16 protein-coding genes, 1 tRNA gene and 4 pseudogenes are annotated in these 20,671 nt (G+C 50.3%); 7 read left to right on the top strand and 14 right to left on the bottom strand.

Features of this window, described 5'->3' with window-relative positions:
• Positions 1-194: 194 nt before the first annotated feature.
• Positions 195-596, top strand: a pseudogene (locus AC4PCC_RS16520) (Hcp family type VI secretion system effector); the annotation flags it as partial.
• Positions 597-707: 111 nt separating this feature from the next.
• On the opposite strand, the pseudogene AC4PCC_RS16515 reads toward AC4PCC_RS16520, so the two are convergent.
• Positions 708-1,596: pseudogene (locus AC4PCC_RS16515) on the bottom strand (IS3 family transposase).
• Between the two features lie 447 nt (positions 1,597-2,043).
• On the opposite strand from AC4PCC_RS16515, the gene hemA reads away from it, so the two are divergent.
• Genes hemA through AC4PCC_RS16495 form a run of 4 tightly spaced genes read left to right on the top strand, consistent with a single transcriptional unit; the run spans position 2,044 to position 6,083 of the window.
• Positions 2,044-3,285: a 5-aminolevulinate synthase gene (gene hemA, locus AC4PCC_RS16510; protein ID WP_067705554.1), complete on the top strand. Its 1,242-nt coding sequence runs from the start codon at positions 2,044-2,046 to the stop codon at positions 3,283-3,285.
• A complete protein-coding gene (locus tag AC4PCC_RS16505) occupies positions 3,282-3,794 on the top strand; it encodes a GNAT family N-acetyltransferase (protein WP_067704814.1) in 513 nt (170 codons plus the stop codon). Before hemA ends, AC4PCC_RS16505 begins: the two co-directional genes overlap by 4 nt.
• A gap of 6 nt (positions 3,795-3,800) precedes the next feature.
• Positions 3,801-4,886, top strand: coding sequence for a Gfo/Idh/MocA family oxidoreductase (locus AC4PCC_RS16500; RefSeq protein ID WP_492125236.1), 1,086 nt, complete (start codon positions 3,801-3,803; stop codon positions 4,884-4,886).
• Between the two features lie 27 nt (positions 4,887-4,913).
• Positions 4,914-6,083 (top strand): MFS transporter, encoded by a 1,170-nt coding sequence (locus AC4PCC_RS16495; protein ID WP_067704819.1) that lies wholly within the window; start codon positions 4,914-4,916, stop codon positions 6,081-6,083.
• Between the two features lie 129 nt (positions 6,084-6,212).
• Here the strand turns inward: AC4PCC_RS16495 and AC4PCC_RS16490 are convergent, their stop codons facing one another.
• The 3 genes and pseudogenes from AC4PCC_RS16490 to AC4PCC_RS16480 form a co-directional block, all read right to left on the bottom strand.
• On the bottom strand, positions 6,213-7,226 hold the full coding sequence (locus tag AC4PCC_RS16490) for a zinc-dependent alcohol dehydrogenase family protein (protein ID WP_067704821.1): 1,014 nt from the start codon (positions 7,224-7,226) through the stop codon (positions 6,213-6,215).
• A gap of 377 nt (positions 7,227-7,603) precedes the next feature.
• Positions 7,604-7,981: an acetyltransferase gene (locus AC4PCC_RS16485; protein WP_067704824.1), complete on the bottom strand. Its 378-nt coding sequence runs from the start codon at positions 7,979-7,981 to the stop codon at positions 7,604-7,606.
• Positions 7,978-8,300: pseudogene (locus AC4PCC_RS16480) on the bottom strand (conjugative transfer ATPase); the annotation flags it as partial. The gene AC4PCC_RS16485 and the pseudogene AC4PCC_RS16480, both read right to left, overlap by 4 nt.
• Between AC4PCC_RS16480 and AC4PCC_RS16475 the strand changes: the two are divergent.
• Positions 8,300-8,865: pseudogene (locus AC4PCC_RS16475) on the top strand (site-specific integrase); the annotation flags it as partial. The pseudogenes AC4PCC_RS16480 and AC4PCC_RS16475 sit on opposite strands and share 1 nt — an antisense overlap.
• A gap of 428 nt (positions 8,866-9,293) precedes the next feature.
• Here AC4PCC_RS16475 and AC4PCC_RS16470 read toward each other — a convergent pair.
• The 3 genes from AC4PCC_RS16470 to AC4PCC_RS16460 all read right to left on the bottom strand — a co-directional run bounded on the left by AC4PCC_RS16470 (position 9,294) and on the right by AC4PCC_RS16460 (position 11,985).
• Positions 9,294-10,286, bottom strand: coding sequence for a reverse transcriptase family protein (locus tag AC4PCC_RS16470; RefSeq protein WP_492125235.1), 993 nt, complete (start codon positions 10,284-10,286; stop codon positions 9,294-9,296).
• 741 nt (positions 10,287-11,027) lie between these two features.
• Complete coding sequence (locus tag AC4PCC_RS16465) at positions 11,028-11,423, bottom strand: hypothetical protein (protein WP_492125234.1); 396 nt, start codon at positions 11,421-11,423, stop codon at positions 11,028-11,030.
• Between the two features lies 1 nt (position 11,424).
• Positions 11,425-11,985 (bottom strand): recombinase family protein, encoded by a 561-nt coding sequence (locus tag AC4PCC_RS16460; protein ID WP_492125233.1) that lies wholly within the window; start codon positions 11,983-11,985, stop codon positions 11,425-11,427.
• Positions 11,986-12,369: 384 nt separating this feature from the next.
• On the opposite strand from AC4PCC_RS16460, the gene AC4PCC_RS16455 reads away from it, so the two are divergent.
• Positions 12,370-13,520 (top strand): IS3 family transposase gene (locus AC4PCC_RS16455; protein WP_492125232.1). Its coding sequence is split into 2 segments (ribosomal slippage): positions 12,370-12,628 and positions 12,628-13,520, totalling 1,152 coding nucleotides; the frame shifts between segments, so codons are not numbered across the junction.
• A 446-nt stretch (positions 13,521-13,966) separates the two neighbouring features.
• Here AC4PCC_RS16455 and AC4PCC_RS16450 read toward each other — a convergent pair.
• From AC4PCC_RS16450 to AC4PCC_RS16420, 7 genes are all read right to left on the bottom strand, one after another.
• Positions 13,967-14,902, bottom strand: coding sequence for a putative endonuclease domain-containing protein (locus tag AC4PCC_RS16450; protein ID WP_492125231.1), 936 nt, complete (start codon positions 14,900-14,902; stop codon positions 13,967-13,969).
• Positions 14,903-14,931: 29 nt separating this feature from the next.
• Positions 14,932-16,602, bottom strand: a complete 1,671-nt coding sequence (locus AC4PCC_RS16445; protein WP_492125230.1) for a DUF6538 domain-containing protein — start codon at positions 16,600-16,602, stop codon at positions 14,932-14,934.
• A gap of 128 nt (positions 16,603-16,730) precedes the next feature.
• Positions 16,731-16,806: transfer RNA gene (locus AC4PCC_RS16440), tRNA-Phe, on the bottom strand.
• Positions 16,807-17,108: 302 nt separating this feature from the next.
• Positions 17,109-17,492, bottom strand: coding sequence for an oxalurate catabolism protein HpxZ (gene hpxZ, locus AC4PCC_RS16435; RefSeq protein WP_067704831.1), 384 nt, complete (start codon positions 17,490-17,492; stop codon positions 17,109-17,111).
• Positions 17,489-18,889, bottom strand: a complete 1,401-nt coding sequence (locus AC4PCC_RS16430; RefSeq protein WP_492125229.1) for an AtzE family amidohydrolase — start codon at positions 18,887-18,889, stop codon at positions 17,489-17,491. Before AC4PCC_RS16430 ends, hpxZ begins: the two co-directional genes overlap by 4 nt.
• A complete protein-coding gene (gene hpxX, locus AC4PCC_RS16425; RefSeq protein WP_492125228.1) occupies positions 18,880-19,071 on the bottom strand; it encodes an oxalurate catabolism protein HpxX in 192 nt (63 codons plus the stop codon). The genes AC4PCC_RS16430 and hpxX overlap by 10 nt, the downstream gene beginning before the upstream one ends.
• Positions 19,072-19,083: 12 nt before the next feature.
• A complete protein-coding gene (locus AC4PCC_RS16420) occupies positions 19,084-20,670 on the bottom strand; it encodes a gamma-glutamyltransferase family protein (protein ID WP_492125227.1) in 1,587 nt (528 codons plus the stop codon).
• Position 20,671 lies beyond the last annotated feature (1 nt).

Here is a 20,671-nt window from a genome sequence, read left to right as displayed (position 1 = left end):
CGGACATTGGGAAGCCCTGAGATCTGGATAAGTGATCGCTTTTCTTCCTGGCTTGGTCATTTCATATATGGCCCGGGGGAAATAGGTGCTGATAACTATTATGATCTCTATTTTTACATATCACTAATGACTGTTTTTTCTATAACTACAGTAATTTATTTCATTGTAATGCAGTTAACCGATAAAATAAGGAAGAGATAATAGAATTAAGTCACGGTATTAATTTACTAGTAGATAATGTTAATAGTAAGATTACAGGAACTCGTCAACATTCGTCGATGATCCTTGAAAAGGAAGTCGATAGTTCTACTCCTTATCTTTATAAATCTGCTGCTACAGGCCAGACACTGAAAAGTGCAGAAATAAAATTTCATCACATTAGCGATGCAGGACAAGAGGTTTATTATTATACCGTGTTAATGGAAAACGTAAAAATCACAGGTGTTAACTGTGGTATGCCTAATGTTAAGTTAGCTGGTAATGATAAAATGAATCATGTTGAAAGCATCAGTTTACAGTATGAAAAAATCACCTGGCGAATTGTAGATGGCAACATTCAATATACTGATGCCTGGAATGAACGAGCAACTGTTTGAGAAACCATTTCTAACAACAGCAGCAGGAGTCTTTTTTTCCTGTTGCTGGCTCCCGGTAACCCTCCCAAAAAACCGGTGTGTTGATCTTAACCGCGTAATGTGGACACAGCACTAAGCGAGGGTCTGGTTTTCGAACTGTTCCGGGCTGAGGCCACCGCAGGCACAGTGGCGACGCCAGCGATAGTAATCACACTCGATATAATCAAACACCGTTGTCCGCATTATTTCCTGGCTGGCAAAACGTTCTCCGTGGACACATTCCACTTTCATTGAATGGAAGAAGCTCTCTGCGCAGGTACGTGATGTCACCGCACCCTTTCTGGTTCGGACCGCTGGCGCTGAAGTCCTGCTTCAGCAGGTTCTCTGACACCGGCAGCCCGTGCTCACTGTAGCTGACCTGGCTGAACCGCCGGGAGGCCTTTGCATGCAACCCATGCCGCCGCAGGCTGGAAGCGATGGTTTTAACATTACACGTCAGACCCTGCTCCCGTAGTTCATCTGCCAGGCGCGGCGCACCGTAGCGCTGTTTCGCCCGGGTGAAGGCGTCACTGACCGCAATGTCGCAGTCCTGCCTGAAGCGCTGACGCGCATTGATAACCCGGCACCGGTTGCACCAGGCCTGCCAGCCACTTCAGGACACACGCAATACCCGGCACGTGGCTTTGATGCTGAATTCAGCCTGATGTTTTTCGATGAAGACATACTTCATTTCAGGCGTTTCGCGAAGTATGTCGCAACCTTTTGGAGAATGGCCAGCTCCTCGTCCCGTTCCGCCAGCTGGCGTTTGAGGCGGGCAATCTCTGCCGCCTGTTCACTCTCGCGCTCAGAGGAGGTTGCCTGATGCTGCTGTTTGCTACGCCAGTTGTAGAGCTGTGATTCATAAAGGCTGAGTTCGCGGGCTGCGGCGGCCACACCAACGCGCTCAGCCAGCTTCAGGGCTTCACTGCGGAACTCAGGCGTATGTTTTACGGGGCTTTTTGGATACTGCTGGTTTTGTCATGTGAGTCACCTCTGGTTGAGAGTTTACTCACTTAGTCACGTATCCACTATTGCTGGGTAAAATCACAGTTCTGTACATGGCTGTCGACGACGTTGGATACAGCATCTGCCATGCTCAGGGCCGGCTCTCTATAGTTCATCATTTATACTTATCCTTTAAGCATGAGGTTTATCTTAAAAAAAGAGAAGTCGCCCATGAGAGGAAAGTGTGTTTTTTAATCAATCTCGTGAGTTTCCTAATAAATTCGTTCGCAAAATAGCCTTTTTAAATAACTTTCAGTTATATATAAATCCTGTTAGGCATAACGCATCGACCTTATAACAAAAAAGCAACTTTAAGTTACAAACAAGCAATAGATTATTAGATTAACTTAGCTATTATTAGCGCCCGCTTAGACACAACTTTACATTTAATGATAAAGCTGGCCGCAAAAAAATGGTTAACTCAATGAAATATATTGAATTTATTGAATCAAGGATTTCTGATCTTAAGGCTAGTGGACAGTATCGCACGTTTCAAACCATCAATCGGATTAATGGTTCGTATCCAGAAGCCTATACCGGCGATGATGACCAGAAGAAAGTGGTAGTCTGGTGCAGTAATGACTATTTAAATATGTCACAAAATCCCCAAGTTATTGAGTCCATGCATCAAGCAATTGAACAGTATGGCGCGGGATCGGGTGGTTCCAGAAACATTGGCGGTACGCACTCCTATTTTGAAAAATTAGAAAACGCTATTGCTGACTGGCATGGTAAAGACGCGGCCCTGGTATTTCCCACTGGCTACAGCTCAAATGATGCCACCATTCAGTGCTTGCTCAGACTCTTCGATGACTGCGTTGTCTTTTCCGATGCTTCGAATCATGCATCAATAATCAATGGTATTCGCAGTACTGTTATTGAGCGAAAGATATTCCGTCACAATGACGTTAAAGATCTGGAAAGACTACTTTCAGAGCAGCCTGTTGACCGTCCTAAAATCGTTATATTCGAATCCGTTTACTCAATGGATGGTGATATCGCGCCAGTTAAAGAAATTGTCGCGCTAGCAAAAAAATATAACGCGCTGACCTATATTGATGAAGTTCATGCCATAGGCATGTATGGCCCCAACGGAGCGGGTATTGCTGCCGGTCTTGGTATAGCCGACCAGATAGATATTATCCAGGGAACAATGGCGAAAGCTATCGGCGTTATCGGCGGTTATATTACTGCAAGCGCGCTGATTATCGACGCTATCCGCTCTTTTGCCTCTGGGTTTATATTTACAACTTCATTACCGCCGGCAATCACTGCCGCCTGCTATACGAGCATTCAATACCTGAAGAGCTCGAACGCAGAGCGGGATGAGCTGCATAAGAAAACAGCACTGCTCAGGAAACTCCTTCTGGAAAAAAACATCCCGGTAATGCCGATCAGTACCACTCACATCCTGCCGGTACTAATAGGGAGTGCGGATAAATGTAAAAAATCGGCACATTACCTTCTTGAGAAAAAAGGCATTTATCTTCAGCCTATCAACTTTCCTAGCGTACCGGTTGGCACAGAAAGATTTCGAGTAAACGTGACGCCAGGCCATTCTGAAGCACAAATCTACGCTTTGGCAGATGCTCTGGAAGAGGTGTTCCGCATAATGGACGTGCCTTTTATTCAGAAATCATCTCAGGAGTTAAAGACTGTCGCATGAAAGTTTTGGAAACCAGAGCCCCCTTCAGCGCAACATGCGTGAAAGCAGGAACAGCGGATATTGAAGGATTAATTCGTCTTCGGAAGCTGCTCCTCAGCGACGGCGACGCCCACTATTCTGCGACCTCATCCGAGGAAGACTTAGCGTGGCAGCTGCACTACCAAAAGTGGCTTCTTCAGAAGCTTAATGAACCCACAGGTAATGTGAGGGTTGTGGTTATACATGACGAAGCGGGCAACATAATTGCCTGCGCAACGGGCATTCTGGATGAACGAGCGCCTATGCCTGGCATTTTGAACGGCGTGCAGGGATGGATTCAGTCTGTGGTAGTGGCACCAGAATGGCGAGGTAACGGCCTCGCCAGCCTTCTCCTTTCTGCTTTATTTTCATGGTTTAGCGCCAGGGATGCTGGAAAGGTAGTGCTGCAAACAACGCCAGCAGGTAATGCGCTGTACAGAAAACTTGGGTTCAAAAATTCAGGTGAAGATCTTCTGATCAAAACACTGTGAGGAAAAATGGCCGCGTTAAATGTTCTTATTATTGGTCCCGGCTATGCCGGGAAAAGGTATATCAACGCTTTTCAGTCCTTAGAAGGGGAATTCAAGGCTACTGAATTTAACTATGCTTATGTCGCAGTAAGTAAGAAAGATCTGCCGTTCACTTACTATTCTTGTATTGATCAAGCGCTTAAGCAGCATCTCCCGGATGTTATTGTTGTGGCGGTCTCAGATGGAAAACATGCTGAAATCCTTTTCCAGCTGGAGGGCTATAGCGGTTTTATTATCTGTGAGAAACCGCTGGTTAATTCGGCAGACGATCTTCATCACATCCGTCAGGCGCTCGTCAATACGCTTGGATTCTGTATGGATATGGTTGAAAGGTATTCTGAAGCCACCGACTATTTAAAAAATTATATTCGCGACAACAGCCTCACTCTGCTACGGGTAAACTTCATTTGGGGAAAAGACAGGATACACGACCACAGAACTACCTGCGGCGTACCCAGTGAAATTATTCATTCCCTTGATCTGGTGGAATGGGTTGCGGGCATAAATGAGCATCTGGAGCTTGATGCCGCTATTGGGATAGAATCTAACTTTTCCATATCTGGCGATGACATCCTTGATAGCGTGTCGGTTACTGCCCGGCTTGGAGAAGCCCTTATCACCGGCTATAGCAGCTTCACCAATATAATTCGTCAGCGTACGCTCGATTTTATCTTTTCATCGCCAGAAAAAGAGCTGGTGTATGCCCGGCTGACGTTTGATACGCCTGAGTGGGACAATGACCATCTTAGGCTATGGAAGCACACAAAGAAGGGTGACGAATTGATTCAGGCATTTACCACCTCTTTCGATGAGTCTGAACAGGAGTTAAAAACTATTCAGAAGCTCAGGAAACAGGTGCGGGAAGTCATTCATTATATTCTGAATAACTTACCGCCTGAACACGCTTTTGCCGATCTCGATACTTCGCTGAGATTGCAGAGTCTGCTTAACACGATTGAGCATAAAGCGCGCCGACTTGGCCCGGCAAACTATGTCCTTAAAGATAAAAGGGAATTGTTCACTGAAGATGGCAGCCTTGAGCAATTAGGCTAGGCGGTTTCACCATTGTTTGAAGGTTCTATGAAAAAAATTATTTTCTTATCCATAGGAATGTTCGCTTTAGGTCTGGATGCGTATGTCATCGCCGGTATACTGCCAGCAATCGGGCTCACCTATGGTACCAGTGAAGCTCAAAATGCCCAGACCGTCACTGCGTTTACGCTTTGTTATGCTGTTGCCGCCCCTCTGTTTTCCGCCCTTCTGGCCGGAAAATCAGTTCGTAAAATTCTTAGCGTCGCGTTAGTGATTTTTTCCGCTGCGAATATCGGCAGCGCATTAAGTCCCGACCTGCATACTTTATTATTCTTCCGGGCGATTGCAGGGACAGGGGCGGGGCTTTTCTCACCGGTTGCAGCGGCAGCAGCAGCAGCCCTGGTTAGTCCGGAACGTAAGGGCCGCGCGCTGAGCATGATCCTGGGCGGTATGAGCACCGGAACGGTAATTGGCGTGCCTTTGGGTCTAATCCTCTCCTCACACTTTGGATGGCAAAGTACCTTGTGGCTGGTAACCGTTATTGGTGTCGTTGGGCTGATTGGCGTGGTGGCGGGCTTTCCTGATATCACCGTTTCAGCACCGCCTTCATTATCGGCTCGCTTTAGGATGTTAGGCAATCGTCAGGTAGCAGCAACAGTTGGTGTCACCTTTCTGACGGCACTCGCCAGTCTTGGCCTTTATACCTTCATTGCGCCCGTGCTTAAGGAAGTCTCTGATGTGAATGCTATTACGCCTTACTTATGGGCGTGGGGCATTGGCGGGATGATAGCAAGCTTCAGTGTGGGCCATGTGATCGACTGGTGTAAAAAACCCGCCATTTTGCTGGTCTTCATTTTGCTGATTATGACCCTGTCGCTGTTGAGCATACCGATTACTTCTCAGTATGGGCCGGCGTTCGCCTTTCTCTCTTTCATCCTCTGGGGAGCTACAGGCTGGTCATCGCTTGCTCCTCAACAGCACAGTTTGCTCAGAATGCAGCCTGAGCACGGCGCAGCTGTGGTAGCGCTGAACAGTTCCAGCAATTATTTAGGCGGTGCGGTAGGGACTATCTGCGGTGGGTTACTGATTTCTTACGGCATCCACGCCAGCAGCCTGCCTTATTTCGCTGGCACAGTGGCAGCACTGGCCCTAGTGAGCCATCTGGGGATTCTGGCATCACGACGGACTGCGGCTCGAGATAACTCTTTCAATAACTAAATAGATTAACAGGGGCCAATTCAGGCCCCTTTATTTTACAGCGTTTGCGGCCTTAGTGACTGATCTGTTCAAACCATACCGACTCTGAATCATATACACAGCACGCTTAAATCCTGCCGCTATTTTAATCTATTGAAGAGTAATAACAATTTTGCCCGTGTGTTTTTTCCCCTGCATAAAGCGCCAGGCTTTTACCGTATCGGCAAACGTAAAAGTCCTACTAATTAAAGGACGGAGTTGTGCCTGAGAGATAGCTCTGTTCATGTCCTCAAAGTCTTCACGCGAGCCCACACTCATCGGCATAAGCACTGCGCCACTTGCATATATATCCATAAAGTTCAGCATGCTGTTGCCCTCGGAAGCAAATCCAAGCAGAATAATTTCGCCACCCTGCGTACAGGACTTTATGGAGTGAGCTATGGTTCCTGGCCCCCCAACTTCTACAATACGATCCACGCCTCTGCCTTCCGTCAATTCTCTGACCTGGTGATACCAGTCGCTATGCTGTGTGTAATTAATTATATGGTCAGCGCCCTGCTCACGGAGTAGCTGCTCTTTTTCCTGAGTTGAGGTCAGTGCAATCACTTTTACGCCCAGTAGCTTTGCAAATTGCAATGCGAACAACGATACTCCGCCGGTGCCCTGTATAAGAACCGTCTGGCCTGCTTTAAGCTGTCGCGGTTTCATCAGGCTGTTCCACGCAGTCACTGCCGCACAAGGCAAGGTGGAAGCCTCTTCAAAAGAGAGATGTTGCGGAATGGAGACCAGCGCCTCCTCACTGATAACTTTATACTGAGTCAGCCATCCATCGTCTTCCAGCCCCCATGCCCCTCTTCCGGTATCCTGAGTTAAGGCGCCAGCCTGCCAGTTAGGGAAAAATATGCCTGCGACCCTGTCTCCCTTACGGAATCTGCTCACATCATCACCTGTCTCGACGATTTCACCGGCCCCGTCAGATAGCGGAATGAGGCCTTTGCGTGGAGAAAGGGTTCCTTTTCCAAAGAGCATTGAGAGATCGCGGTAGTTAAGGCTACAGGCTCTGACTTTGACCAGCACTTCTCTTCGGGATGGTTTCGGCTCGTCTTCAATACGCATATTAAGGGCGTCCAGACTACCAAAGCTGTTGATGCGAAAACATTTCATAATAAAATCCTGTGCTTAATATTTGCAGCATTAACTTTAGACGATTCAGCGAAGAAGAAAATGATATGTACTGTATATGCTGAAGATATAATCAGCTCAGATAGAGCAGTTACTCTGTCAGGAGAAATTTGAAATCAACGCACTGAGCATTTACCGATCATATGAAAGGCGACGTTTCTTTAGGCTCAATATTCGTAACCAGCAAGCGTATACCCTGAATCACCTAATAGCGTAAGTTTCAGGGTATGAAAGTCTATATTTCGCTCATTTCTGACTGAAAAGACCTTACATAAAATAAAACTCGGCCATGGCGGCCGGCATCAAAAAATATCATTTTCCTCTTATTATCAGGCCCTTGCTGAGGGCCAGTCTCTGTTCTAAACAATCAGCCCGTTTATCCACAGCATCAGATACACCAGGTCAGCCGAATCCGGCACCGTGATATACCAGCGCGGATGCGCATACTCATCTTCCTGCGGCCAGCTTGTCTGCCCCGTCACGGTGATAAGGATGTTCACCGCCTGCTTCAGCTTTCCCTCAATATAGATTGCCACGCTGCTGCTGAGCCCCACCCGGTGCGGGTGACAGGTCATTTTCACCGGCCCGGACAGGCGCTGTCTTATCTTTGCCCGCAGCCTTACAAGGTGCTGATGCGTCGCCGGGAGCACGCCGGGCTCCCCCTGAGGCGACAGGGTAAAAAGCGCGCCGCCACTGTGCTCATTAATAGCCGGTTCAGGGTACTTCAGTGTCATCATACCGTGGCAGGCTCCCGTTTTTTTCCGTCAGACCGCGCAGACGGTCCAGGTTCAGCGCGACGCGTTTTGCCGCCTCCAGTTCGCTGCAGTTAAACTGATTCATTAGCGCCCGGCGTTCGGCTTTCTCCTCTTTTTCCCTGATTCCCAGTGCCAAGAAGAGACTTGGGGGCACGGCACGAAACAGCGCTTCAATCCGTTTCGCCAGCACCACGCCTTCCGTATAACAGCCCGAGAGTTTACTGGCGGGAAGCAGCACCGACTCCTGCTCCGGCGTGAGCGCGCGGAAACGGCTGATGTCTTTCACCTCCTCCGGGGGCAACCGTCCTGGATACGCTCAGATATACGGGAATGAGGCAAAATCAACTGCTGCATATTCAACTCAGGGACGTCAATCTGACAGAAGGCTATATAGACCTGCGCCTTGAGGGGAGTAAAACGCATAGGGAATGGCGCGTTCCCGTTGTTAAGCAGCTGCGTTTGCGGCTACAGCTTCTTCTTACACGGGCAACGGAGGCTGGAGCTGGGCCAAAAGATAACCTCTTCGATATCAGTTTTTACATTGCCGGGAAAAAGGCAAAATTTGACAGGAATGATGTGACAGTGATGCATCAAAAGATCCGCTCATTTTTCGCCGTCTGTCAAAGGAATGTGGTTTTGCCGTTTCACCGCACCGTTTCAGACATACCTTGGCTACAGAACTGATGAAAGCACCGGAAAGGAATCTTCAGCTGGTTAAAGATTTACTGAGTCATCGTAGCGTAAGCACAACAATGGAATATGTGGAACTCAAGATGGACATTGTGGGAAAAACACTGGAAGAAGAATTTTCGCTGCACCCAGATCTCTGTGTAGAAAGGGAATTACAACTATTGACACAAAACTGATTGACTGGGCTTGTTGCCAGTTATCGAGAGAAGGGAGCCTGCTGTAACAGGCTCCCTCACTTGATGGACTGATTCAGAAACGTTAACCAGTGCCGATACGCTTACACCGGAGGACATTCCGTAATGACCGGCCCCTGTATGAACCGCCCGTTAAGATTCTCATCTCTTAACCAGCGTGTTTTGATGCAAAATTAGTGGTGCCCGGACTCGGAATCGAACCAAGGACACGCTTCCTGACTCGCTAACTCGATGATAGTTAATCAGTTAGTCTTACGCTTCGATTGCGAATGTACCACTTCGTTGTACCATTAAGCAAGACCTCATCAGTCTACCAATGAAGAACATATGGCTATCTCTCATAACAAAAATCGTATAGAAGTGATCACAATTTTTTCTACCATTACTCTTTCGCGGCTTGAGTGTAAACCTTACTTTGATGATACATCTTGCTTAACATTTTGAATATTCACTGCAACCAAATCCTGTTTAGCGGCTTTCAAAATTCTACTGAAATGTATTGCCTTCGATTTGATCCTTGGATCTATCTGACCTGCTGCGTGAAGCCTTCCTGTCAGTTTCTCCAATGCTATTATCCGAGAGGCATCTGAAGTTTCCATAGCCAAAGTATCAAACCCTGCTTTGATCATTCTGCTATGCTTCCACCTTGTTTTCAGGACTCCATCAGAAATAATTACCCCAGTTAGAAGCTTTGCCTGATTCTCTTGGTAAAACATTTCTTTCCGTGATTTTGATTGCATTCCATGCTTTGAAATACATGACTTGGCACAACTTGAAAAACCTTTTGGGATTTTTTCCCCTGAAAAAGCAACATCATCTACATATACTGAAAAATCTAAGCCATTATCATTTGCTAACCGATATAGCTCATCAAACATTGGTTTATTGGCCCAGTAAGCCAATACCATGCTAAGAGGGCTCCCAGTTGGGACACAATTGTTGTAGGTAACTAAATTAGTTATCATATGTGCGACATCAGGTTGCATCAGAAAGTCATTAACGAATAACCTATAGATCTTTGATCCTGAAGTTGAAGGGAAGAACTTATGAATGTCTAATTTCAATAATTGAAAAGAGCTCTGATGGACTCTGGCGTTGGTTATAATGGATCTTTTTTTTCTACCCGAGTGAACGTATTCTGGTTGCTCAATCCTATTAAGTAAATTACCTATTTTTCTATGGATTATTTTCAGTTGTAATTTTGGTTCTTGTACGCATCGCCCACTGGGGGTGAAGAAAACTCTGTATGAGGTATCTCTGGATAGCTTTTCAATTTGCGGGAGGCTGAATCCCATTAACGCCAGAAACTTTTTTTTAGTTGTCAACTTGAAAAAAGGGGATTGGTTTAGTGGGTAATTTTTCCTTGATTCGAAACTACTTGAGGAACGTGTTGCATTTTTCATTGGCTGTTATCCTTTTCATTATGGCCTCCAGCGGAAGCACTGCTTCACCAAGGACCACAAGGACGCAAGCCCTTCAGAGTGAAATACTTCTGACACTATCTCTTTGATCAATAAAGTAATAAATATCTTTATTGAACCCTTCAACAGGTCTTTCAACTTTCCACTCACACAACACGTTTGCTGAACACTAGTTTGGTTCTTTTTGCGTGATTTATTACGCATATAACAACTCCTTCTCAGTTCCCAACAGGTCGGAATGACCCGCTAGCCTCGCATGAACTGATAGGATTGAGAGTTGTTCAGCAACTAACCCCAATAATCCGACGTCATTTATGACGTCGTGCCTCGCACACATCTGGATATCCAGTACGTCGGCAACACGGCATAACGGTAACCCGGTACGGCGGCGGCACGGCATAGTGGCAATCCGGTACGGCGGTAGCACGGCATAGCGGTAGCCCGGTAGGTCGGCAGCACGTCATAACGGTAACCCGGTACGTCGGCAGCACGGCATAGCGGTAACCCGGTACGTCGGCAACCCGGCATAACGGAAACCCAGCAACAGCGGAATCAATGCCACGGGATGCACATTGTACCAGCTGCTCTGTGTGGAGAGCCTTTAGAAGCCTGAGCTTCCACGATGCCCAAACGTCGGGCGTCAAGTTTTCACGAGGATGTCTCTCCTTAACTAGCAAGAAAACTTTATGATCTATTGGCTCAATTTGCAACAGGTGATCGTGTCTAACGAGATGGAATACACGCGAGCGCCAGATTGACGGATGGCCTATAGGCCACCTCTCTTTGGATTAAGTTCATCGCCAATTGGCAAGACTGCATATCTTTAGTCTTAGTTCTCGCCATTGGACCACCATACTGAATTCGATCTCCTTCTAAATACCCTTGTATAAGCGTGAAACTAGTTAACTCATTGAAGGATCCGATTGATTCACTTTTTTTGGAGGTTTCAACACACTCACTTTCAAATCTCGCCCAGCGAATTGATAATTCTTGCATCGAGTCAAGTGCCTTGGTGCATTCCTCCCGTCCAACATACTCGTATGTATATTTACCCATATCAGCAGACATATCTCCTGAGCCAACCATCAAGTGAAGTACTAAAGCAAACACCGTTGTCATATCAAAATCCTTTTTCAGTGTTAGAGTTCCTAACAATTCGATAAATGCTTGTAATACCTATACCTAGCTCACGCGAGATCTCTGGCTTGGTAAAACCTTTTTCGACCATCTCAACAACTTCTTTTGTCTTGCTTAGAGCCGTTGCCTTCCTACCTTTGTATTTTCCTTTGAGTTTTGCAATTGCTATACCTTCGGCTTGGCGTTCAAGCATCATTTCGCGTTCAAACGTAGCAATTGCTCCTATCATGGTGAGCATAAGCTTACCTGTCGGGGTAGCTGTGTTAATGCCAATATTGAGAATATTGAGTGCTACGCCTTTGCTGTGAAGATACTCCGATATCTCTAGTAGATGCCGAGTATTACGGGCGAGTCGGTCAAGTTTTGTGACCTGTACGAAGTCACCTTCTCGGACAAACTCTAGCATTGCTTGCAGCTCTGGTCGGCAATCTTTGGCCCCGCTGATTTTCTCCCTGAATACTTTTTCGCAGCCTGACAGCGCTTCGAGTTGAGTATCGAGATTTTGCCCGGTAGTAGATACACGGGCGTAGCCTACATTTGCCATATGGACTCCTTAAGCCTGCCAATAGACCATGCTACGCTGCACAGACCTGCCAAAACGCTAAATCAACCCTGTGGCATGGCCTGAACGGTCATTCCAGCGTTGCAGCGATGGCAGATCTTTAGGGCATGGTTATTGGCAGGGGGCAATTAGTGAACTGTTTATAACAGCGGGAGGTTAGGGAGCTTCCTGAGTAGGGAAACCTGTAGATACTGCTTTAAACATTACTGCTATGAATGCTGTCAGTGCTGCCCATAAAGCTCGCTTGAATAACACCACCCAATTCATCTCAGCGCTCTCGTAATGGTAGGGGAGGGGTAACCCTGATCTTACCCGCGAATAGTGGACACGCGACTAAGTGAGTAAACTCTCAATCAGAGGTGACTCATGACAAAATCAGCATTAACCAGCAAAAAACCACGTAAGCAATATACGCCTGAATTTCGCAACGAAGCCCTGAAGCTTGCTGAACGCATCGGGGTAGCAGCCGCTGCCCGTGAACTTAGTCTGTATGAATCGCAGCTTTATGCCTGGCGCGGTAAGCTGAAAAATGCACATTCCTCTTCCGAACGTGAGCAGGAAATGTCTGTTGAAATTGCCCGCCTTAAGCGACAACTGGCGGAACAGGCAGAAGAGTTGGCCATTATCCAAAAGGCCGCGACATACTTCGCGAAGCGCCTGAAATGAAGTATGTCTTTATTGAAAAACATCGGGCTGAGTTCAGCGTCAAAGCCATGTGCCGTGTGCTTCGGGTTGCCCGCAGCGGCTGGTATGTCTGGTGCCTGCGTCGCCATCAGATAAGCCCACGTCAGCAGTTCCGTCGCGTCTGCGATGAGGCCGTCGGTAAGGCATTTACTGAGGCAAAACAGCGTTATGGTGCGCCTCGTCTTGCTGACGAACTACCGGAATACAACATCAAAACCATTGCTGCCAGCCTGCGCCGTCAGGGACTGAGAGCAAAAGCCTCCCGCCGGTTCAGCCCGGTAAGCTACCGTGAACACGGGCTGCCCGTGTCTGAGAACCTGCTGAAGCAGGATTTTTACGCTAGTGGTCCAAACCAGAAGTGGACAGGTGACATCACGTATCTTCGCACGGACGAAGGCTGGCTCTACCTTGCAGTGGTGATTGACCTGTGGTCGCGTGCAGTTATTGGCTGGTCAATGTCACCACGGATGACAGCGCAGCTTGCCTGCGACGCACTGCAAATGGCACTGTGGCGGCGTAAACGTCCGGAAAATGTCATTGTTCACACTGACCGTGGTGGTCAGTACTGCTCATCGGATTATCAGAGCTTGCTGAAACGCCATAATCTGCGCGGGAGCATGAGCGCAAAAGGCTGCTGCTATGACAATGCCTGCGTGGAAAGCTTCTTTCACTCACTGAAGGTGGAATGTATCCACGGAGAGCGCTTTGCCAGCAGGGAAATAATGCGGGCGACGGTGTTTAATTATATCGAGTGTGATTACAATCGCTGGCGTCGCCACAGTGCGTGCGGCGGTCTAAGCCCAGAACAATTTGAAAACCAGAATCTCGCTTAGGGCGGTGTCCACATTACGTGGGTAAGATCACCCATGGATAAGCTGGTTGCTTGCCTGTAGAGCCTCTGACGGCGTTTAAATAACAGTGAAAGAGTATCATGATGAATCATATAGTTTATCCTCTTGGTTGATAACAACTTTCTTATACCCAGGTTGTGATAATCCATTGATTCATAGAGTTTATTTTTAGTTGTGAAGTGATGCTCTGCTGCAATTTTTTATGGGGGGAAGGCTTCGACGAATTCGCTTAGGCGACAAGGAATCTTTGAGATGCTTTGACAAAGGGGAAGGGAATTTGAGTAATAAAAGTATGTATGGGTATGGTTGAACTCTATAAGTATGTGTTGGGGGCCGTTTCAGGCGTATAAACGTACCAAAATGCCGATTATCTTTATACGGCAATAAATATTTTGGTACGTCTTTGGAACATCTTTATCCTTGGAGCGTTACAACGACAGCCTCCGGAGGTGAGCACGTTTAAAACTGACACTCCTGCCATCGCTATAGGGAATTTCAAGCCTTTGCAATATGGCCTTCATCTCCCTCAGCCGCTGTAATGGACGCCTAAGCAGAAAATGGCATTCATTCAGCTCAGAGTTATAGGCTAAATCAGATGAATTGCTGGTAATCAGCAGTTCGGTCTTAGTCAAAGTGCTACAAGCTTTCCGGAGGCAGTGAGCGTAACAATCTTCCAGGTTTACCAGCCGCTTTAAATGCCTGATTGTGTCGAACCACAACTCCTGTTCTTCATGTCGGACTCTGATCAACTTGATCTCAGGGCGATTTTGACGAAACCAGCGATCTCGACGTTCATCATTTTGCTGATATCGTTTCTTTCTATGGGCTACTTCATCAAATTCGATAATAAATTGTCGCTTAACTGTTTCACCATTAGTGAGGTCGGTATAGCGTTGTTCAGTAATGAGAAAATCCACTCGGAAGCTGCCTATTTTCTTCTGACTTACGATTTCGTAATGAGTATTGGCAGCAAGCCGGGCATATCCTGCTAATACATCACGCAAGCGTTGTCCAAATTGACCTTCCAGCTTGCTTTCACCGGCGGTAACCGGAAGTTGAATGCCTGATTTAGACTCAATTGCGTTGATTAAATCGGCATTTGTACTGCTGTGAACGCTGTATGTAAGCAGAGCCAGTGCATCACCAGCTGAAACCCAGCCGTCGACGTCCGGAAATTTACCCTCGATTAGGTCATAAGTGCAGTAACTAAGAACATTCTTGGGAGCCCCCAAGAGCTTGGTATGAGTTCGCTGTACCCATTGTGTAAATCTCTTCGCCTGTGGAGTGAATTTCCGCAGAAATTGGACGGCTATCTGGGGGCCCCCGGCAGTGATACGCCATGCTGAATCAGGTATACGTAACATTATGATGATCTCCAATTAATCACTATGACTTATACCGCTGGAAAGTCTTTTTCCCGTCGTACAAGGTCTAGTCTTGGGATTTGCTCAATAACATTACGCTGGGCTTCTACGGTCTTCTCTCCATATCCGTGGCTGGCCTTTTCCCTTGTGGGTGAATTGTCGTTATGTCCGAGAATGCTGTCCTGAATTTCTTCACGGATGCCCAAATCTCGGCACAAAGTGACGAGCGTGTGACGGAAGCTGTGGGTAGGTTTGATACCTTCCCTTGTCAGCCCGTGTTCGCGAATGTAGTTGCCCCACCAGCGGCCATAGTTGTAGGAGTATGAACCGTTCACTTCCGATTTTTCGGTAAAAAGCTGGTAGGTTTTGGACTGCACAAAATCAAGGAAGCCCAGTTCAAGCAGGTGGCTGTGTATCGGGAACTGACGTGTATTACCTGTCTTGATCGACTGGCCTTCACCCATAGACAGCCTGAAGCAGGGGGTGCCGTCCACTTCTACGATGTCCCCTTTACGGAGCTGGGCGATTTCTTCAACGCGAGCACCTGTATAGTAAAGGATTATTGGTATCCAGTACGCCATCACGCCGTGTTTGGTTTCTTCGCCCTGAAAAACAGGCAGGAAGAAAATTTGGCGGATTTCATCGTGGCTGAAAGATCTCACGACTGTCGGCATGGATACCGTTTTGCGTTTCTTAAGCTTGCTGAGCGGATTTTCGATAAGCCTGCCGTCTTCGACCGCGACTCTGAAAACAGATGACAGCTCCTTAAGGATATTTTCGACACGAACCTGGCTGATTTTCTCACCTTCGGCCTCCACTTGTTTTTGTAGAGGAAGCAGCCGCACAGCTTTCGATGGGCGGGATGGCAGTTTTTCCAGCAGATTACGGAAGTTGGCCAGGTCGGCGACAGAGATATCTTCGATAGCTTTCTGCCCGACAAACTCGATGAAACGATTTGCCGATGTCATGTAGGCATCAATCCTTTTTTCCGCCCGCAACGGTTCATGATGTCTGACGTGCTCTTTGTAGCGTTTCCATAAATCTGCAAAGGTGAGACTTTTAGTTTTTTCTACAGGGAGTGAGTCCAGACCTTTCTTTCGGGCGTAGGATCTGGATTGTAAGCTGAGGAGATAAGTATTTGTCAGCTCGCTACGCCGCTCTGCAAGCCGCCATGCCAGTCGGTTACGCCATAGTGGCGTCAGAGTTACAGGCGTGTACTCGAGAGCCTCATCCAGTTCGACAGCCAGCAGTTTGCAGATGGCAACATCTCGCTCTTCTTGACATGTCTGCGACTTGAAACGGGGTTTGTGTTCCCTGTCTTCCAGGTAAGTGTGGATGATGTCATTTTCGGAGGAGTGGAACAGCCCGATTTTACCATCAAGTTCATCTTCTGCGATGTAACGTTCCCGTATAAGCTCATCCTGCTGCATGGTCTTTGAGGCCCATACACCAGCAATAAGTTCAATATCGGCATCAGTGAGTGTCTGCTCTGCGGCCAGCTGTTTTTCAGCCAGCCTGAGCATGAGGTCAATCTGGATGATTTTGGCAGGCGCACGCTCTCTGGCCTCCTTCACGTCTTTCGTATCAAGAGTAAACTTGATTTCACGTTTACCAAGTATGACGACCAGGTGTTTGGGTACGGCTTTACGGACGTGGTAAACGCCGAATCTGTTCTTAGTTGGCTGTATCATAATGCCCATTTTGTACCACCTTTCTGTACCACCGGGAAGCGGGGCCGGAGGAAGATTTAGATAGGTAACTACTGACAAACCAACAAGTTATTGAGTCATAACGCAAAAACCCCCGCATAAGCGAGGGTTTGGAATAGTGGTGCCCGGACTCGGAATCGAACCAAGGACACGGGGATTTTCAATCCCCTGCTCTACCGACTGAGCTATCCGGGCAACGGGGCGCATTAAACCCTTTTGGAGGAAAACCGTCAATGGCTTTATTGTGGAATTTGAACCGATTGCACTCTTTTCCATCAATGCGGGCGGTAAACGACACTTTTCTGTGCACTACGGCGAAATTTTGACAGGCTACCTGCCCGAATCCCCGAATCCCCGAATCCCCGAATCCCCGAATCCCCGAATCCCCGAATCCCCGAATCCCCGAATCCCCGAATCCCCGAATCCCCGAATCCCCGAATCCCCGAATCCCCGAATCCCCGAATCCCCGAATCCTGTGGCCTCTGGAGATAAGCGCCTTAGCTCATTAAACTCACCTGGGCGGCGACAATGCGCCATCCGCAGGGGAGTTTGACCCAGGTCTGCTGCTGGCGGCCCACCCGGTCGCTGCTGTCACGGGTAAATTCCGTGCTGCATACCGCGAAGTCTTCGCCAAAGGTGGTAATAACCGTATTGCGCAACTGGCGATCCAGCCCGGCGGCAGGGCGCGAGGCGCGGAAGGCCCGGATCGCGTCTATGCCATACAGATTTTCTCCGGCACCCAGCCGCACGGTGCGGCCGTCGTGCCAGAACAGCTCGTCGAGCACCACCGTATCGTTGCTGATTAGCGCCTCTTCATAGCGGTAAAAGGCGGCGGTGACCTCCGCCAGAATCACCGGGCGGTCGATATATTCGCTCTTCATAGCGTGGCTCCCATTGTTGCTGGCAGTGCGGTGGTGATGCCCATCTGCTCCAGCGCCCAGGCGGCGCGCAGGCAGGCGTCTTCTTTAAAGGGGGCGGCAATAAGCTGTACGCCAATCGGCAGGCCTTCCGGCGTGCGCAGCGGCACCGTGGTCACCGGCAGCCCGAGAAAGGAGATGGGCTGGGTGAGCATGCCCATACTGGCGCGAATGGGCAGGTCGGTATCGTTAATGCGCAGGGTTTCCTGACCAATCAGCGTGGCGCTGTCCGGCGTGGCCGGGGCGATAAGCACGTCAAACTGCTCAAACAGCGGCAGCGTCTGCTGTTGAAAGCGGCGGCGGAAGCGCTGTGCCTGCACGTACCAGGCGGCGGGGATCATCGCCCCGGCCAGCAGCCGCTCGCGCGAAAGGGGCTCGAAGCGTTCGGGTTGGCTGCGCAGCGCGGGCAGGTAGAGATTACCCCCTTCGGAGGCGGTAATCAGAAAGGCTGCATTACGTGCCAGTTCAGCGTCCGGCAGGGTAACGTTATCCTGCGCGTTAAGCGCCCGGGCGACCGCGGCGACGGCGGTACGCGCGTTTTCGCTGCACCAGGTGTGAAAGTAGCCATCCAGTACTCCCACGCGCAGCCCATCAGCGCCGCGTTCCAGCTGGTTAAAGACCGGGTGCAGGGCTTTATCGGCCTGAAATCCGTCCTGCGGATCGCGGCCCTGGAGGGCATCATATACCCAGGCCAGATCCTCCGTGCTGCGGGCAAAGGGACCAATATGGTCGAGGCTAGCAACAAATGGCTGGCTGCCGCTGCGGGAGAGGCGGCCAAAGGTTGGCTTCAGGCCGAAAATGCCGCACAGCGAGGCGGGCACGCGGATCGAGCCGTTGGTATCGCTGCCCAGTGAGAAGTTAACCAGCCCGGCGGCGACTGCCGCTGCCGATCCGCCCGAGGAGCCACCGGCGATACGCCGCAGATCGTGCGGATTTTTCGTGGCGCCGTAGTGGCTGTTCTCAGTGGTGAAACCATAGGCATAGGCGTCCATATTCAGCATGCCGGAGAGCAGCGCACCCGCGTCAGCCAGCCTGCGCACCGCCCAGGCATCCTCTGTGGCCGCCGGGCGATCGTTAAACAGGCTGGCTCCCGCCAGGGTGGTCTGCCCGGCCACGTCAAACAGGTTTTTTACCGCATAGGGTATCGCTGCGAGCGGCGGGAGGGGCAGGCCGGATTTTCGCCGGGCGTCAAGCCTGTCGGCCTCGCCGAGCATGCGATCGCGGGTGATATGCGTCCAGGCGTTAAGGGTCGGATTGTACCGCTCAATATCAGCCAGGGTCTGCCGGGCAATATCGCGGGCGCTCAGTTCGCCACGGGTTAGCGCCGCCCGCACGGCGGCAATGGATAAGGTCACGCACATGCTTTATACACCCCCGCCACGTCCAGACGCTCATCGAGCGGTAAGGCCATCAGCGGCTGCGCCATGGTGGCTATACGCGTAAACTGCACCCGCAGCGCGTCGCGGCGTGCATCGTCCAGCGTCACGCCCAGCACCTGCTCCATCTGTTCCAGCCACACTGCCCAGTCAGGCTCGTTACTCATGATGTTCTCCTGTTAAAAACCGGCTGCGCTGCCGTCGCTGCGGGGATCGCAGGCACCTTCCAGCATGCCGTTGGTATGCCGGACGATGGCACCTGCATGGCCGACGGCCTCGCTGAAGTCAGGGAGCTTTTCGACCTCATGACCCAGCGCCCGCAGGGTATCGAAGGTTGCCTGGCAAAAGCGGCCCTCCAGCTTCAGGGAGTCCGACGCCTGGCCCCAGGTGCGTCCCAGCAGCCAGCGCGGGGCGCTAACGGCCTGCTGGAGCGGCATGCCCTGTAATACATGGCGGGTAAAGATAGCCGCCTGCGTCTGCGGCTGGCCGTCACCGCCCATTGATCCGTATACCAACGTGCGGCCATCATTCAGGCGCGCGGCTGCGGGGTTAAGGGTATGAAAAGGCTGCTTGCCCGGGGCCAGCGCCAGCAGATGCTGTGGATCGAGGCTGAAAGCCGCGCCGCGGTTCTGCCAGGTAATGCCGGTGCCGGGTAGCACCACGCCGCTGCCAAATTCGTGATAGATGCTCTGAATAAAGGAGACGGCCAGGCCGCTGCTGTCCATTACCCCCATCCACACCGTATCGCCCGGGCCTTTACCTTCTCCCCATGGCGCAGCGCAGCGATCGTCAATGCTGTCTGCCAGCCCGTCCAGGATGTTGCCGTCCAGCAGCGCCTGCATCTCTTCCTGCATATGCAGCGGATCGGTGATGTAGCGGTCACGCAGGCCAAACGCCAGCTTGGTGGCCTCGACAATGCGGTGAACGGTCTGCGCCTCATTCGCAGCGGGCATATCCAGCCGATCGGTGATGCCCAAAATGGCCAGCGAAACCAGCCCCTGGGTGGGGGGCGTCATATTGAAAATGTCGCCGGACTGATGGCGGAGACGCAGCGGCGCGCGCCGCTTCGCCCGATGATTATTCAGGTCTTCCAGGGTGATCGGCATGCCCAGGCGGGACATCTCTCCCGCCATATGGTTTGCCAGCGGGCCGCGATAGAAGCTCTCCAGCCCCTGTTCGGTCAGTATGCTGAGGGTGTTCGCCAGCGCCGGTTGAGTAAAGCGGCTGCCCGCTTCAGGCACCTCGCCATCGGGCAGAAAGGTGGCGGCAAAACCGGGCTGATCGGCCAGCTCATGATATTTAGACCGGGTGGCATCGGCCTGAGAACCTGTTACCGGAATGCCGTCTGCGGCATAGCGAATAGCATCGGCCAGCAGGCGGGAGAGGGGCAGGGCTGCGCCGCCCATCCCGGCAGAGACGTTTAGCGCTTCGGACCAGCCGCTGACGGTGCCGGCCACGGTCAGCGCCGCCCTGGGTCCGCGGTGCGGGATAGCCTGCGCCGGTTCATAAAAGGCCAGGCTGGCGAGGGATCCGGCCGCGCCGCTGGCATCAATGGCAATCGGGTCGCCCTTTGGCGGCACGATCAGCCAGAAGCCATCGCCCCCCAGTCCGTTCATATGCGGATAGACCACCGCAATGGTGGCCGCAGCCGCGACCATCGCTTCAATGGCGTTGCCGCCATCGCGCAATACGGCCAGCGCACTTTCGCTGGCGAGGTGGTGAGGGGCGACGGCCATGCCGAGCGGGGCGATATGACTCTGAATCATT

It is taken from the genome of Erwinia sp. L03-1, from assembly GCF_058686115.1.
The sequence above is the reverse complement of the archived record's forward strand: the minus strand, read 5'-3'. Positions and strand labels throughout refer to the sequence as shown.

Bases quoted from the DNA above. Each gene is read 5' to 3' on its own strand.
- AC4PCC_RS16500 (WP_492125236.1), top strand. From the start codon at position 3,801: ATGGCCGCGTTAAATGTTCTTATTATTGGTCCCGGCTATGCCGGGAAA.
- AC4PCC_RS16465 (WP_492125234.1), bottom strand. From the start codon at position 11,423: ATGACAACGGTGTTTGCTTTAGTACTTCACTTGATGGTTGGCTCAGGA.
- AC4PCC_RS16460 (WP_492125233.1), bottom strand. From the start codon at position 11,985: ATGGCAAATGTAGGCTACGCCCGTGTATCTACTACCGGGCAAAATCTC.
- AC4PCC_RS16430 (WP_492125229.1), bottom strand. From the start codon at position 18,889: ATGTGCGTGACCTTATCCATTGCCGCCGTGCGGGCGGCGCTAACCCGT.
- AC4PCC_RS16490 (WP_067704821.1), bottom strand. From the start codon at position 7,226: ATGAAATGTTTTCGCATCAACAGCTTTGGTAGTCTGGACGCCCTTAAT.
- AC4PCC_RS16495 (WP_067704819.1), top strand. From the start codon at position 4,914: ATGAAAAAAATTATTTTCTTATCCATAGGAATGTTCGCTTTAGGTCTG.
- AC4PCC_RS16445 (WP_492125230.1), bottom strand. From the start codon at position 16,602: ATGGGCATTATGATACAGCCAACTAAGAACAGATTCGGCGTTTACCAC.
- AC4PCC_RS16485 (WP_067704824.1), bottom strand. From the start codon at position 7,981: ATGATGACACTGAAGTACCCTGAACCGGCTATTAATGAGCACAGTGGC.
- AC4PCC_RS16420 (WP_492125227.1), bottom strand. From the start codon at position 20,670: ATGATTCAGAGTCATATCGCCCCGCTCGGCATGGCCGTCGCCCCTCAC.
- hpxZ (WP_067704831.1), bottom strand. From the start codon at position 17,492: ATGAAGAGCGAATATATCGACCGCCCGGTGATTCTGGCGGAGGTCACC.
- hemA (WP_067705554.1), top strand. From the start codon at position 2,044: ATGAAATATATTGAATTTATTGAATCAAGGATTTCTGATCTTAAGGCT.
- AC4PCC_RS16505 (WP_067704814.1), top strand. From the start codon at position 3,282: ATGAAAGTTTTGGAAACCAGAGCCCCCTTCAGCGCAACATGCGTGAAA.
- AC4PCC_RS16450 (WP_492125231.1), bottom strand. From the start codon at position 14,902: ATGTTACGTATACCTGATTCAGCATGGCGTATCACTGCCGGGGGCCCC.
- AC4PCC_RS16470 (WP_492125235.1), bottom strand. From the start codon at position 10,286: ATGAAAAATGCAACACGTTCCTCAAGTAGTTTCGAATCAAGGAAAAAT.
- hpxX (WP_492125228.1), bottom strand. From the start codon at position 19,071: ATGAGTAACGAGCCTGACTGGGCAGTGTGGCTGGAACAGATGGAGCAG.